Source organism: Candidatus Uabimicrobium helgolandensis, from assembly GCF_041508025.1.
Classification (GTDB): domain Bacteria; phylum Planctomycetota; class Uabimicrobiia; order Uabimicrobiales; family Uabimicrobiaceae; genus Uabimicrobium; species Uabimicrobium helgolandensis.
In genome coordinates, this window is sequence record NZ_CP165719.1 from 4,593,677 (window position 1) to 4,610,268 (window position 16,592).

Here is a 16,592-nt window from a genome sequence, read left to right on the forward strand (position 1 = left end):
CGTATGTTCTTTTGGAATTTTCGTGGATATGGCCAGCTTCCTCAATCTCCTTTAATTCGTATTAAAGGATTTGTATACTAATTTAGCTTTTTCAGCTGGAACAAGTCGTAATAAATTCTAAATAAATAGATAATAAATCTTTGTATTCAGGTATTTTTTCAAAAGTATTCTTTTGTACAGCATTACTACAATCAAAATGTATAGTAGATCCCATTTCAAAATTAACCCCAAACATATCAAGAAAAGGCGACAGCGGATTCGTTTCTCCATTTTTGATAACAGTGTATAATTTTTTACGCCAGTTTGGATATGGTAAAAATTCAATTGGATAACTCTTTTGTTGTACGTATTGAAAAATATCTCGAACACTTACTCTGTTCGGATTTATAACGTGGAATATTTGATTGTCAGTAGATGTGTTGTATGACAGATTTGCAATTATACTACTGGCGTAGTTGATAGGAGTTAAGTCTGTTGTAAAATTGATTTGAGGTGCCGCTTTTAACTGTATGCAACCACGAAGGAAACTGTAAAATAAATCATTTTCATTACAAACACCAGTTTGGCTGTGCCCAGTAAGACGACCTGGACGATAGATATTAATGGGAAACCCACGTTTTTTTGCAACTTCGATAAGTTGTTCTGCAACCCATTTACTTTGGGCGTAACCTCTTGTTAGTTGGTGTTCATTAGGCACTGCTATTTCTTTGATTGGCGATAACGCTGCCGTTTTCCATACCGAAACGGTTGAAATATAGTGGATCGTTTTTATTTTATCCTGACATGCCATTTGTAAAATATACTTTGTTCCTTGTACATTTGCAGCTTTGAGTTCTTGGTAATCTCTTATAAAATCAACTTTCGCTCCGTTATGATAAATAACATCAATAATAGAGGATAACCTGTTAAATTCGCGTTGTGTAAGTCCTAACATTGTTTTAGATAAATCACCACAGACAATAGTAATTTTTTCGCGATAATGCGGTTTCCAAATTAGATATTTTTGTAGTGCACTTTCTACTCTACGGTAGCCTTCTTCTTTATTTTTGGCGCGTACTAAACAGTAGATTTTTGCATACCCTTTTTCTATTAAACGTTCCAGAAGAAATGTACCTAAAAATCCAGTGGCACCTGTTAATAAAATATTCTCAATTTTATCTATCTCTTTTATTGTTTTGGGTATTAAAATTTGAGAATCCAATAGGATTTCTTGGGACCAATCAATATTTCTGGATTTTGGCTTTTGGAAGATTTCTACTGTGAGTTTTGCTATAGTTGGCGCTTCATAAAGCGTTTTTAATGGTATATTTAGCGAAAATAATTCATTGATTTGTGCGACAATAATAGCTGAATTGAGAGAATGTCCGCCAATTTTAAAAAAATTGTCGGTTATTCCAACTTGCTCTAGATGTAAAATATCTTGCCATAAAGCGACTAATTTTTTTTCATTTTCATTACGTGGTGCAACATATGAAGTGGTGAACATCTTCGGGGTTGGCAAGGATTTGCGATCTATTTTATCATTTGGCGTTAAAGGAATTTTGTCTAATACGACAAAATGATTAGGAATCATATAGTATGGAAGTTGTTCTTTTAACCATGAGCGCAATTCTTCAATTTGGTTATTTTCATTTACTAAGACTACATATGCAACTAGTTGTTGTTCTTCTACTACATTTTTTACTACCACAGCTACTTCTGCAATTTTTTCATGTTTACTCAAACAATGCTCTATTTCACCTAACTCTATGCGAAATCCGTGTATTTTTACTTGGTTGTCTCTTCTTCCTATAAATTCAATGTTGCCATTCTCTATATAACGTGCCAAATCTCCGGTACGATACAATCTTTCTCCTGGAGTAAAAGGATTGGGAACAAATTTCTCCGCTGTTATTTTGGGTCGAAGGTGATAGTTTCTTGCTAGACCAACACCACCGATATACAACTCTCCAATACATCCACAAGGAATAGCTTGTAAATATTTATTCAGAATATAAATTTGTATATTTTGAATAGGTTTTCCTATTAAAACAGTTTGTGCTTCGCGATTGCATTTCCACGAAGTAACTTCGATCGCTGCTTCTGTTGGGCCATAAAGATTATATAGCTCGATATGTGGCAAGGCGACAAGAAATTGACGCTGTAAATTTAAAGAAAGAGCTTCTCCACTACAAATCACACGCTGCAAATGTTTATACTGTTTTAAAGGGATACTTTGTAAAAAAGTTTGTAACATAGAAGGAACAAAGTGTAACGTTGTGACCATATATTTTTCGATGACTTGTGATAAATATTGTGGATCTTTATGCCCTTGTGGACGCGCCAATACTAATTTTGCACCATTGAGTAAAGGCCAAAAAATTTCCCATACCGAAACATCAAATCCAATCGTTGTTTTCTGCAAAACTACACCAGTTTCATCAATAGCATATTGATTTTGCATCCATGATAGACGATTGATTAAAGCTCTATGAATATTAACAACACCTTTCGGACGCCCTGTAGAACCAGAAGTATAAATCATGTACATTGCATTGTTAGTTTTCATCGGAATGTTTAAATTTTCTTTGTTAAGAGGCTTTATTTGTCTTTCTATATCCTCCCAATATAATACCGATGAATTATTTTCCCACAAATGTTTTAAGTTAGAAGAGCTAATAATAAGGTCCACATTGGCGTCTTGTTGCAAAAATTGCAGTCGTTGTTGCGGTAATTCATTATCAAAAGGAACATAAGCACCACTTGTTTTCAAAATCGCAAAAAGAGCTACAATCATATTAAGTGAGCGCTCCAGGCATACTCCAACGAATGTTTCTGTTTTGACTCCTTTTTTTCTTAGAAGTTTTGCGACTTGATTTGCCTTTGTATTTAACTCTTGGTACGTCATTTTTGTATTTTCGAATATAAGTGCTATGTTATCAGGTGTTCTCTGTACTTGTTCTTCAAATAATTGATGTATTGTCTTGTCTCGTGGATATTCTACTTTAGTATTGTTGAACTTAATTAATAATTGATTTTTTTCCTTAGGAGATAATAAATCGATAGTTCCTATTCGTTGATTTGGATTTTCCAAAATTTCGTGTACGAATATTTGGAAATGTTGTATGAATTGAGTGATGTGTTTTTGTGAAAAAAGAGAATTGTTATATTGGATTTTGCAAGTTAAAGATTCATTGCGAAAGCGAATAGGCTCAAATAAAAATCCTAAATTCTGATTAGGTTGTGCATTTCCAACTTCTATGCTGTATGTTTTTAGATTTTCTAATGCCAAGTTATTTTTAAATAATGCTTGTCCTACTATTATATCAAAATTAATGTAATCAGAAAATCCTTCTTTTTGCATTAAATGTGCAAGGTCAATTTGTGAGATATCCTGATAAGATATATCATTTTTTCTTTGGCGTGTAACTTTTTTTACGACAGTCAAAAAAGTATCACTAGATTTTAAAATGATTCTTAGAGGAAGCATTGACACATAAAACCCATACATATCAGGATATCCTTTAGGTCTATTGTCGATAGGATAACCAATAACTAAATCTTCTATTTGCCAATACAAATTTATGATTGCGGCGAAAGCACTGGTTAAAAATAAAAATGGCGTGGTTGTATGTCTTTTACAAAATCGTTTTATTTCTTTACCGATAGTCTTCTCAAATTCGAACTTTATCTCTTTCATTTCGAATACATTTTTTTTCGCTAAACCAAAGTTATTTTTTAAAGATCTTTTGTTTAGAATTTTTTCCCAATATCGCAGAACTTCATCTTTTCTACTTTGGGGAATTTCATTGATTTTTTGTAGATAGAAGCCAACATTTTCGTTTTTTGGAAATCGTTGATGTAGATTTTGTGCTCCTTCGTTATATGCGGTTGAAATACTCTTTAAACAGAGTAAGGCAGACTTGGCATCATTGACAATGTGGTGAATTAAATGCAGAAAAAAGTATAGATTTGAATCAAATTTAATACAGTAAACTTGATACACTTTCTTGCTCAAATTTAAAGTATGTTTACTTTTTTCCTCTATCAATTTTTTTGCTTTTAATTCTAATTTACTTACCTCTAGCGATTGGTTCTGACTATAGATATCTATGTATTCGAAGTTAACTTTTTCCACCGGAGGTGTGATAACTTGAAAAATTTCTCCTTCGGCATTTTCAATAAATAGTGTTCGCAATGAATCAAAGAAATTTGCTGTACTTTTCATACTATTTTTGTATTTTTCGATATCAAGATTACCTTCTACTTTTTGTACCGAATAGTTATTATACGAATTCGAGTTAAATTTGTATTCGAACCACAGTCCCTTTTGTTGATCTGTCAGAGGAAAAATGAAAGTAGAATCAGGGAATCCCAATTTTTTTCTCAATTCATGCTGTTTTTCTATTTGCAAAATAGAGTTGATAGATTTGGAAAGTGTACCGATGGTTTGGTTTCTGGAACGGGTAATGGCAGCAACACACTCCGTGAAATAGCGAATGATATAACGTATGGTCTTTTCTTTAAATAAAGATGGATCGTAAATTAGTTGAAAATTTATCTTATTTGAAAATTTAACCCCTAAGAGAGTTAAATCAAACCAACTATCTGGTTCATTACTTTCAAATTCAGATAAATCTTCAGTGTTATTCTCTTCAATCATCAACGAAAACAAAACATCAAAAAGCGGGTTTCTATTTTGTGTACGCTCTATTTTTAATTTATTAACTAAACTAGAATAAGGATAATTTTGATGTGCAAAACAACCGAGAACTACCTCTTTGCAATCGTGTAAATATTCCCATAGCATCTTGTCTTCTCGTGGTTTTATCCTTATACATAAAATTTTTACAAATAGTCCCATTATCTGTTGTAGCTCCGTTTTATTTCTACCATTTAGAAAACTTCCTACAACGATATCTTCTTGGTTACTCAATTTGCTTAATGTGAGGGAAAAAGCTCCTAGTAGAACCATGTACATCGTTAAACCTTGTTGCTTGCAAAAATCAGCTAACTCTTTGCTATTTTCTATTTCAAATCTTACATGTTTTCCTTTATATGTTTTTATATTAGGTCTTGGATAATCCGTTGGTAGATTTAATAATTCAGGTATCTTTCGAAATTGATTAAACCAAAAGGTTTCGGAAATTTTCTGTTCTTTACTCTCAAGTAAATTCTTTTGGTAATAAACGTAATCTTTATATTGCCATTTTTGCTCAGGTAATTTACTAGTCTTGTACAAACAATCAAATTCATTTTTAAATTGATTTATAGAGAACCAATCAATGAGTACATGATGTAGATCAACTGTAATTAGGTGTCGCTTGGCAGAAAAAGTAAATAAACGAAACTCAATAGGTGGTTTCTCTAAGTCAAATTTTGGAAAATAGCAATTAAATTCATTTATAAAATCATTATAAGATTTGTTTGAATAATCTTTGTAGATTAATTTGACTTCCCATTGTTCCTCGATTTTTTGGCGTAATTTCCCTTTGTTGTTTAAGAAAAAATTAGTCCTTAATATTTCGTGTCGCTCTACTATTTTTTGTAAAATTGATGCGATATTGTTTATTTCAATTGCATCATTTATTGGAATTATTATTCTAGAATTAGAGAGGGTTCCTTCTGGGAAAATGGAAGTTAACAAATAAAGGTGATTTTGTTCTTCTGAACAAGGATAATGCTCTTTATTTCCTACTTTTTTAATTATATGATCGATGTGTTTTGCATCGTACTGGATACCAAAAACGAGTTCTTTAATTGTTTGCTTTTCAAATAATTCTTTCAGAGGTAATTCGATTTCAAATATTTCTCTTATTTTTGAAATAATTTCAACTGCAGTTAGAGAATGTCCACCAACTTCAAAAAAGTTGTCATTTATTCCAATTTTATCTATATCCAATACATCTTCCCAAATCTTTACCAGCCTTTTTTCTATTTCGTTTCGTGGTGCTATGTATTTCTTTTCAGCAGTTAAAATATCTTGAACTAATAGAGCTTTGCGGTCTATTTTTCCGTTAGGATTGAGTGGGAATTTCTCCATTATGACAAAGTGAGCAGGGATCATGTACTGAGGTAGTTTCTCCTTCATCCATAGACGTAGTGTTGAACTGGCAAAATTTTGATTTTCATCGGAAACAATGTATGCAACTAAAAATTTACTTTTAGTATCTTCTTTGGCTAAAACAACAACTTTCTTAACGATTTCGTGTTCCAATAAAACGGTTTCAATTTCTCCTAGTTCTATACGAAAACCACGAACTTTAACCTGATGATCTAAACGGCCTAAGAATTCAATATTGCCATCAGGTAACCATCTGACTAGGTCACCTGTTTTGTATATCCGTTCACCTGTTTTATAAGGATTGGTAATAAATTTTTTTGTAGTTAACTTTTTTTGATTTAAATAACCACTGACTACTCCTACTCCACCAATGTGTAATTCGCCAGGTACACCAATAGGACAAAGTTTATTTTTTTTATTGAGAACATACAACAAGACATTGTCCATCGGTTTGCCAATAGGTATAGAGTGGATTTTTTCTTCAGAGAAATTTGTAACATCGACAGGATAATAAGTAGACGTCATAGTACATTCAGTTGGTCCATAGATATTAACTAATACATCTTTTTTTGCGAAAACTTTTGCGGCAAGAGCACAAGTTGCGATTTCTAATTTTTCTCCAGACACATATATTTTTTGAATATTACTTTCTAATCCATAACGAAGAGCTGCTTTAAGAATATTGTCTAGTAGTGTCGGAACTATACTTAATATTTTTGAAATTTTATGTTGTGTTATTTTAGTAAGGATGTAGGAGCTATCTTTTGCTCTACTTGTCGGCAACAGTACTATCTTAGCTCCGACAAGAAGAGGAGTGCAAATATCTCTAATTGATGGATCAAAAGATAGAGAAGGAATCTGCAATACAGTATCTTCACTATCAACGAAGCGATGTTTTATCAGAGAGCAGAAGTAATTAACAGAGCTTTTGTGGTTGCCTATAACACCTTTGGGTTTTCCTGTTGAACCTGAAGTATAAATGACATAAGAAAAATTTTCAGGACGTACTCCAGTTGTAACATTGTTGACTTTCTCTCTATAAATTTCCTGACAATTTGTATCTATATATATACATTTTACAATATCTACAGAAAAGTGAATAGGTAAAGATTTTTCGGTTAATAATAAGGAAATATTGGTATCTTTAATCATATATGCTAAACGTTGTTGAGGGTAGTCAGGATCAAGTGGAACATAAGCACCACCAGCTTTAAGAACACCTAGTAAACCAACAATCATATGAATAGAGCGTTCTATACATATTCCCACTAATACATTCGATTCCACTCCTAGTGATATGAGATAATGTGCCAATTGATTGGCGCGCTGGTTGAGTTGGTGGTAGGTGATCTTCTCATCTTCGAAAATTATAGCAATATTGTTTGGTGTTTTTTCTACTTGTTCTTCGAATAATTGATGGATGGTTTTATGCTGTGGATACCTTACTTGGGTATTATTAAATTCCATCAATAGCTGATTACGCTGTTGTGGATTTAGTATATCGATATCATCGAGGAGTATATCTGGAGAAGAAGCGATGGCTTTTAGTATTTGATAAAAATGCGTAATCATTCTTTTTATCGTTTTTTGTTCAAAGAGATCTATATTATACTGCAAAATTCCTTGCATTCCCCCTGCTGTTTCAACCAAATTAATTGAGATATCAAACTTTGCTACTTTGTGGTCAATTTCGAAAGGTTCTACGATTAATCCTTCTATTTGTAACGTTTGCTGCGTAATATTTTCCATTGCAAACATCACTTGAAACAGAGGATTATAGCTCATATCGCGTTGTGGTTGGATTGCATTTACCAATTTTTCGAAAGGTACATCCTGATTATCATAAGCTGCTAAACAGGTTTCTTTGATTTGCAACAGCAATTGGCGAAACGTCATTTCTTGTTCTATCTGGGTACGCAAAACTAACGTATTGACAAAAAAACCTATTAAATTTTCTATTTCTAGATGATTGCGATTGGCAATAGGAGATCCGACACAGATATTTTTTTCATTTGTATAGCGATAAAGCAAAACTTTGAAACCCGCCAACAATGTCATAAAAATAGTTGTGCTACAATTTTTACTTAAATTGCGAAGAGAATCAGTCAATTCTTTATCAATGATAAAATTCTCATGAATTCCTTGATATTTCTGTATTTTAGGGCGAGGGTAATCTGTCGGCAAATTTAAAAGAGGAGGGGCATTCGCCAAGTTATGTTTCCAGTATTCTATCTGTTTATCTGCTATTTCTCCTTGGAGTTTATTTTGTTGCCAATAAGCAAAATCTGTGTATTGAATTTGTAAATCTGCTAGAGGAAAATTTTCGCCTTTACTAAAGGCCTCATAGAAAATTTTAAACTCATCCATAAATATCCCTAACGACCAACCATCAGATACTATGTGATGCATATTTATTAATAAAATATGCTCTTCTTCTCCCAATTTAAATAAATTAATGCGAATGAGTGGCCCTTGTGATAAATCGAATGGGCACAACACGTGTTGTTCGATACTTATTTTGGCTTTTTCCCATTTTTCTTGTTGTGACAATTGACAAAAATCTTCTATATTTATAACGATAGGTTGTCCTGCCGTAATTACCTGTGTTGGTCTACCTTCTATTTTATGAAAAGTGGTGCGTAAACTTTCATGTCTACGGATGATTTCATTAAACGATTTTTGAAGTATCTCTAACCGTAATCTACCGCGAAGTAAAAACGATTGGGGTAAGTTATAAACTGGACTGTTTGGAGTGAGTTGATTGAAAAACCACATGCGTTTCTGAGCAGAAGAGAGGTACAAGCTGTCATTTCTGTTAACAACAGAGATAGCATCAGCACATTTTTTCTTTGAATCCTTGATTAGTATTGCTAATTCGCTTATTCTTGGAGCGGCAAATAGAGAACGTAAAGACATTTCGATTGTAAATGTTTCTTTTACACGAGAAATCAGCTGAGTAGCTAGTAATGAATGTCCTCCTAATTCGAAAAAATTATCCATTATTCCTATTTTTTTTACTCTTAATACTTCTTGCCACATACTTACCAGTTTGATTTCTACTTCATTGCGCGGTGGAATGTATTTTTGTTCCGATATTCTCGAACTATCAGGAATTGGTAAAGCCTTGCGATCTACTTTGCCGTTAATAGTAAGCGGTAATTTATCTAATTTTATAAAATAACTAGGAATCATATACTCAGGAAGTTTTTCTTTTAGTGATAATCTTAGTTTAGAAAGACTCATTTTTTGATTTTCTTGGTATACAATATATGCAACCAATTGCTTATTTTGCGGAATATTTTCTCTAACTACTACAACTACATTACTGATAGCGTTATGTTCTAATAAAGCTGTTTCAATCTCCCCTATTTCTATGCGAAAACCACGAATTTTTACTTGATCGTCTGAGCGTCCCATAAACTCAATATTACCATCAGGTAACCACCGAGCTAAATCACCCGTCTTATACACGCGTTTTCCTGATTTATAGGGATTAGCAATAAATTTGGTTTTGGTTAGCTGCTGCTGATTGAGGTAACCTTTTGCTACGCCCACTCCACCAATATACAATTCACCAGAGATGCCGATAGGTAGCGGTTCAAGATTATCGTTAAGAATATATATTTGAGTATTATCGATTGGTTTACCAATTGGTACTGTCTGTTTTCTCATAAATTTTTGATCACGATTATCATATCCAATCGTTGTTAGATTTTGATTCACTTCATAGTAAGTCGCATCTGCATGTACTTCTGTAGAACCATAGATATTCAAAAGTCGTGCGTTTGGTAGTTTTTTATGAAAAAGTTGTGCAAGTGAAAGAGTCAATATTTCTCCACTGCAATAGACAAATGTAAGTTTGTTGAGTTTTTCTATTTGTTTATTTTGTAATAAAACTCTAAGTAAAGAAGGTACTAACACAATTCTCGTGATATGATATTGAACTAAACATTTAATCAAAAGATCAACGTCTTTTGCTTGTTCAGTTGAAATAATAACTAGTGGTACGCCATTTAAAAGAGGAAGAAATATTTCTGCTACGTGATCAACAAAACTTAGAACTGTTTTTTGACAAGCTATCTCTTCTTTTTTGAATGGATATACTCGTTGCATCCATTCAATGCGATTTATAATTCCTTGAGATAAAGACATCACTCCCTTGGGTTTTCCTGTTGATCCAGATGTATAAATTACATAAACAAGATTTTCTGGGCCGGCAATATTCTCAACATTATTACCCTTTTTCTTAGCAATCTCTGACCAATCTTCATCGAGGCATACACATTTTATGCCATATGATGAAAATTTGGATAATAGATTTTTTTGAGTTAATACAATAGAGCTTTTTGTATCTTCAATTATGTATGCTAAACGCTGTTGTGGATATTCTGGGTCAAAAGGAACATAGGCTCCACCAGCTTTAAGAATGCCAAGTAAACCAACAATCATCTCAATGGAACGTTCGATACATATTCCTACTAGCACTTCAGGCCCGACTCCTAGAGACATAAGGTAGCGTGCCAATTGGTTTATTCGATAATTAAGTTGCCGATAACTTATCGCTTCTTTTCCAAAAATCGCAGCAGTATTTTCCGGCGTTTTTTCTACTTGTTCTTCAAAAAGTTGTTGTATTGTTTTATTTCTCAAATAATTAGTTTTTGTATCATTGAATTCTACCAGTATTCGATGGTATTCGTTATCAATTTTTGGCTCAGATAGAACTGTTGCCTCATCTTGAAACATTCTTTGAAAAAATTCAGATTTCCAAAGTAAAACGGTATTATTTTTTAATTTATGTTTTTTACATATTTCGGATAAACTCATTTCCTCAGATAGTAATTCTCGTACTATCTGCGATTTAAATTCTTTTGAGTAATTTTGTTTTTTTTTGGACATATTGTCATCTTTCACTCAAGGTCGCTATTAAATATTGTTTAGTATGTAATTAATTATAAGCTCTACCAAACGTAGAGGCCTTATCAGTGAATTTAATATGACAAATCTAGTATTCACAAAGGCTGCGTAATGAATAATTCTGTTGACATGTATCAAGAAATTTAAGGTAAATAGTGTACCATTATTGAAGAAATAATGAATATTAATATTAATTAGCAGTTCTGTCGCAGAATGTATTGGAACATATGTAAGAAAAATATTGCCAGGCCCGTTATGCCAGACTCATCCAAACACGGTCTCAAATTCAATAAAGAAGGAATGACCAATACCATGAGCAAATACATGCGCAGCATTGGAAAGAAAGGCTCATGCCACTTGATCCGCCACACCAGCTATACACGCAAATGTCGATCACTAAACTAAAGGAAGTACACGAAAAAACTCACCCAGCAAAACACGATTTCTAAATGATATCTATTTTTTCTTTAGCTGCTTAAACCAATAACCGCTAAAGAAAAAAATCATGTGTTGAACTGCGTAATGAGAGTGCATAATTTAGAAATATAACTGTAAAAATATAAATGAAAGGTATTAAAAATGAGAATAATAAAAGCAAAGATCGTAGACTCCAAGCACTTGGAATTAGAAGAACCTTTACAAGGAAATGTAGGGCAAATTATACAAGTAGTTGTTTCTGATAACGAAGGAAATGCTTGGAAAACAAAAGCGAAACAACATTTTTTCAAGATGTATTCTGATGAGGATAACATCTATGACGAAGTATAGTTTTGGCGACATTGTTTTTATTGAATTTTATCAATTTGCTTCTGAAAACAAAAAGAAAAGACCTGCGATGGTGATTCTAGATATAGGAGATGATGACATTGTTGTCTGTCCTATAATTTTTCAAGAGAGCATTTATATTTTGTTTCATGTTCTTTCTCAGAAAAAACAGCACTTATAGCAATTTTTTCGTTAGTGGTTTGTGGCTACTGCAATTACAATTGGGACGTTTTTTAGTATACAAATTATTAGAAACGGAATTGTTTGAACGTAACCAAGGAAAATGCACTTGGCTAAGGTGCGAAAAATGTGTCTTCTCTTGTTTTGATAATTTACTCTCTCTCTGTGTCTTGTTTGGGTTAATAAACGCTTTAATAAGTTATTTCTCTGAGCTATTTTTAGACTCCACCTTTTGTTACATGCGTCTGATTGTACATCCCACTAAATCCTTGAGTTAAGTTTTGCTTAACGAATTGCACGATATTTTTTCTTTGATACATTTTGGACTCTTTGATAAATTGAAATACAGAGCTTTTGTCAGGTTACTTAGTTAGTTTTCGGAGAAAACTATGCTCAATGAATTTATCCAAACCAACATTGGTAAAATTATTTATGGAATTTTATTTCTTGTTGCTATTAGTGCTGGTTGGTGCTTTTTGTCGGTACTACAAGTAGAAAAATGGCATGACGCTTACCGCGGAGGTCGCGAAGATCTAGAGAAAGCGCTTTGTTACTTTGATGAACAAAGACAACCACATCTTGTTAGTGCAAGTAAAAAATTGGTGGTAGCTTGGAACGCAGCCCACTCATTACCATTTTTTATTCCGTGGTCAATAATAAATGTTAAGTCGTTCTTACCAAAAGAAGATTACTATGGTAAAATTTATAAAGCTGATATGAAAAAGTATACTTCAAAACTTTTAATTCTTGCGTACTGCGCTTTAGGAGATCAACAACAAGCTTCTGAGTATCTTCAAGGTGATAATTCGATAATGGAAACACTAGTAAAAGATGACACTGGTAAAGCATTTGAAGAAGCTCATATAAAATATCTAGCCTTGTCTATTTTTCCAAAATACACACACACATCAGCGAAAACAACACTGAATTCGTTGGAACACATGACGAAAAACAACCCGCAACGAGCTGCTGTAATTCTCAATAAACTTGCTCAATACTGCCTAACTAACTACGATCAGTACCTAACTAAAAGTAGAAATCTTACAAGTGAATACTTTCAAACATATACCACTAGTTATCGCTGCGATTTTGCCATTAAAATTATAAAGTTACTTTATCAGACAAAAAAACAATCTGTAGTTGCCAAATCAGTGCTACTGACTTTCTTAAGCGAAAAACGTAATATTTCGCAGGAAGAGTATTCTTGGTCATCTGACCCTGCAGCAAGTGCCTTAGTGCGTAGCCGCGCTGGGGATAAAGCTTTTAGGCTTTTAAGAGTAGCCAACGCTTTGTCAAGAGTAGCTAGCACATCGAATAAATCATCTGTTATACGTGGTGAAGCCAATGCCGCATTGAAAATTTTACAAAAATTTTCGGCAGATATTTATAGTGATAAAGAAGTGGAAGGCATAGCTGAAATGTTTATGCACAATAAAAAAATCGCAAGGCTTTTAAAGAAGATAGGCAAGCGTTCCTTGCCTTTTTTAGAAAAATTATTACGCGATAAAAAATCATCTTCTTATCACGAACAGATAAAGAACTTAGTTTTAGAAATACGAGGAAAATAATAGTTGGATTTTCTAGAGTTATATCGAATAAATTCTTTGGCGATGTTCTGGAATAATCGACGTTATATGATGATTTGTAGTTTGCAATTTTTTTTAAGATTCTCGATTTCTTGTGTACTAAGGCCTCATCAGATTTCCTTTTGCAACAGAATTGAAAGATTTGATATTCATTTAATGTGAGCTTTCTACATTTTTTATTGTGCGATAGATCGTAAGAAAGACTTGAGCGCTATTATTTGGTCTTTTAAAAATTTTTTGTAAAGTATCTAGGAACATCGTACTATTATGACACCGTTTGGTAAATTTTGGGCTTTGGAAATTTTGTAAAAAAAAGCATTTGTTTTTACTTATTTTTAGAAAGATTGTTATATGCGTAAAGTATTGTTTGTGGTAATAGTGGTTGTTCTTCTTGCACTTGGTTTTTATTCTATTAGTGGATCTACAGATTATGATGATTTTTTACCTGAAAAAGCTTTGATGACATTTACTTTTAATTCGCCAGTTGAATTTCTTCAAAAATTGCCCGTAGATGACTTCCCTGATATGGTAAAGGGAATTTCTCAACAAGGGCAATCTATATTGGGAAAAGATATCTTTACTCGCGAATTTTATATGGGAAATGGTATTGATCCTCGAAAAACTATCGGAGTATCAGTTTGTAGTCAAACATCAGCGGCTGTGTTTTTTGGTATTCACGATTCTGCAAAGTTTATCGCTTTTTTGAAAGAAAAAATGGGAAGAAGCGCTGAATTTACAGAGCAGAATATTGCTGGGTTAGATTGTACTATTATTAAAGAAATTCCTTTTTCTTCGCGGCAAACACTATACACTTCTATTGGTAATTATGGCGTGATTTATGTAAGTTTTGAAAGAGGTATGAAAAGTGATGGTTTTGCAGAAAAATTCACAGAAGAGATTGCTTCTCAGGAATCTCGTCTAGGAGATAGTGATAGTTTTAAGCGTTGTGAAAAAGAGTTGAAGAATAAAGGTGATTTTTTTATGCATTTAAACTATCAACATTTTGCGAAAATGTATGAGAGTATGGCGCCAGCAGAACTTAAACAAATTATGAAAGCTACTGCGGAATATCAAAACGATACTATTGCTTACGCAGGAACTTTTTCGCTTAACGAAAATATCTGCGAAGTTCGAGCTTATAATGATTATGTTGCCGATAGTAATTTATTAGAATCTTTGAAGTCCAATAGTTCTTGTCGAGATCTTGTGGCTGCTATGCCAAAATCTCCTTTGGCGTTTTCTACTGTTAATGTAAATGCCAACATAATGTGGAAAATGTATAAAAAAATGGTGAACGCATTTTTTGCAGCAATGCCAAATATGCAAGGACAAAGTATTGATCAAATCTTACAAGAAGCGAATAAAATAGCTCGGGAAGAATTAGGGGTGACTGTGGATGTAGAGAAAGACTTTATCCATAATATCAAAGGAAATTTAGCTGGAGCTATTTACAGCTTACCTTCTAATATTGAAAACATTGATTTTAATGTTGTTGTAGGAGCCAAGCTTGTTGATCCGGAGAAATTTCGCGGTGTTTTTGATAGTATTGTGAACACTGTTAATGAAAAACAACCGTTTGCAAAACCTCTTACTGTAGAAAATAGTAGTGGTTGGGTTATTGATGTTGAGGCTTTTCAACCACCACAACCAATAGCGATTACTCCAACAATTGTTTTTTTTCAAGACTACATTCTATTCACTAGCAAACAACAAATAGCACAGGATATTGTTAAGAGTGTGAATGCTGGCGACAGCCTCGTTGACAATATTAAAAATGCATCTTTGCGCTCTGAAGTTGAAAATGGCGGAATGTTACAATTTTATGTTGATCTCGATACCTTGTTGACACAAGCATTACAACTAATACCAGAATTGCCAACAGAGCAATTTTTGCCATTAGTAAAGCGTTTTGATGAAATTCGTAGTACTTCCCAAGTTAGAACGCAAGGAGCGTATGGAGATCTTGCAATTCAAACAGATGAAAATTTTGTGAAATCTATAGTTTTGACAGTGATGGATGTACAAAAAATACAAATGTCTAATCCCTTTGAAAAAGCACTAGACCCTAAGAAAGTATCTATGGCTAACCTTCGGCAAATAGGTAAAGGGGCAATGATTTACCAATTAGATTTCGGTAAATCTCTTTATTTTCCTAATTCTCTTGAGGCTTTATATACTAATCGAATTATAGTTGAACCTGAAGCATATATGTGCCCTGGTAATTATGAAGAAATTGTGCCGGGAAAAGAAGATCCTTCTTTTGTTACAAATTACAAGTGGTTGATGTCTCGCGAAATATACAAGCACTTTAAATCAGATGAGATTAACAATTTAATTTTAGCTTATAGCGATTCTTTTTCAGGGGTAACTTTAGTACTTTTTGCTGATGGCCGTGTAGAGGAGCGTAGTAACGACGATTTAAAATTGAATGAGTTATTTACAAAGCAATTGAGCTTGCTAAAAAAAGAAGGGATTGATGTTTCTCGAAAAGATGGTATTCGCTAACACAAAACTTGTATAAAGAAACGCGAGTAATTTTAAAGCTACGGATTTTTGGGAAGTTCGTAGCATTGAGACAATTGACCGCAGCATATTTTTTCCCAAATTAATTTGCTCTTTAGGGTAGTATTCTTTGGTAATTATTATATCTAAAGCGCCAGCACTTTCAAGCGCAGATTCTCTAGCAATATCAAAGTAGCGATCTTTAGGTGTATATTTTCCGTTTCCTTGTGCAATATTTAAAACAATCGAGGTTGATGCTCTATCCAAATGATAGAGCGCAGCCAATTTTCTTGGTAACTTTTTTAGTATTGCACCATTTTATGAATTCTATTGCTTGTTGGTATACTTTCAGTTTCTCGTGGTCAAAATATGCTTCCATTTCAACGCTCCAGATTAAGATTAAGAATTATGATTATGATTAAGATCCTTCTATTCTAAATCACAGAGCGACAAAACTTCCAAAGACTTTATATTCTTTTATAACATTAATTCGTCAGTAGTACCTGGTTTCGAGCCAAATTTCGGACATTTCATTCATATCTCCTTTGTCGCAAAACCGTTGCTGCCCGCTGACTGCTGTTGCCTTCCGAGTACCAAGAGCT

6 protein-coding genes are annotated in these 16,592 nt (G+C 33.2%); 4 read left to right on the forward strand and 2 right to left on the reverse strand.

Annotated features, from left to right (window positions below):
- Nucleotides 1-91: 91 nt before the first annotated feature.
- The gene (locus UABHE_RS16835) at nt 92-10,939 is read right to left on the reverse strand and encodes an amino acid adenylation domain-containing protein (RefSeq protein ID WP_372371491.1); all 10,848 of its coding nucleotides are present in this window, start codon (nt 10,937-10,939) and stop codon (nt 92-94) included.
- A 597-nt stretch (nt 10,940-11,536) separates the two neighbouring features.
- Between UABHE_RS16835 and UABHE_RS16840 the strand changes: the two genes are divergently transcribed.
- From UABHE_RS16840 to UABHE_RS16855, 4 genes are all read left to right on the forward strand, one after another.
- On the forward strand, nt 11,537-11,725 hold the full coding sequence (locus UABHE_RS16840) for a hypothetical protein (protein ID WP_372371492.1): 189 nt from the start codon (nt 11,537-11,539) through the stop codon (nt 11,723-11,725).
- The gene (locus UABHE_RS16845; protein WP_372371493.1) at nt 11,712-11,903 is read left to right on the forward strand and encodes a type II toxin-antitoxin system PemK/MazF family toxin; all 192 of its coding nucleotides are present in this window, start codon (nt 11,712-11,714) and stop codon (nt 11,901-11,903) included. The genes UABHE_RS16840 and UABHE_RS16845 overlap by 14 nt, the downstream gene beginning before the upstream one ends.
- A 388-nt stretch (nt 11,904-12,291) precedes the next feature.
- Nucleotides 12,292-13,470, forward strand: coding sequence for a hypothetical protein (locus tag UABHE_RS16850; protein ID WP_372371494.1), 1,179 nt, complete (start codon nt 12,292-12,294; stop codon nt 13,468-13,470).
- A 369-nt stretch (nt 13,471-13,839) separates the two neighbouring features.
- Nucleotides 13,840-15,993 carry a hypothetical protein gene (locus UABHE_RS16855; RefSeq protein WP_372371495.1) on the forward strand — a complete coding sequence of 718 codons (2,154 nt, stop codon included), beginning with the start codon at nt 13,840-13,842 and terminating at the stop codon, nt 15,991-15,993.
- Here UABHE_RS16855 and UABHE_RS16860 read toward each other — a convergent pair.
- Nucleotides 15,946-16,275, reverse strand: coding sequence for a four helix bundle protein (locus tag UABHE_RS16860; protein WP_372371496.1), 330 nt, complete (start codon nt 16,273-16,275; stop codon nt 15,946-15,948). The two genes, UABHE_RS16855 and UABHE_RS16860, sit on opposite strands and share 48 nt — an antisense overlap.
- Nucleotides 16,276-16,592 lie beyond the last annotated feature (317 nt).

Coding starts and splice junctions, on each gene's coding strand:
- UABHE_RS16845 (WP_372371493.1), top strand. CDS start 11,712: ATGACGAAGTATAGTTTTGGCGACATTGTTTTTATTGAATTTTATCAA.
- UABHE_RS16840 (WP_372371492.1), top strand. CDS start 11,537: ATGAGAATAATAAAAGCAAAGATCGTAGACTCCAAGCACTTGGAATTA.
- UABHE_RS16835 (WP_372371491.1), bottom strand. CDS start 10,939: ATGTCCAAAAAAAAACAAAATTACTCAAAAGAATTTAAATCGCAGATA.
- UABHE_RS16850 (WP_372371494.1), top strand. CDS start 12,292: ATGCTCAATGAATTTATCCAAACCAACATTGGTAAAATTATTTATGGA.
- UABHE_RS16855 (WP_372371495.1), top strand. CDS start 13,840: ATGCGTAAAGTATTGTTTGTGGTAATAGTGGTTGTTCTTCTTGCACTT.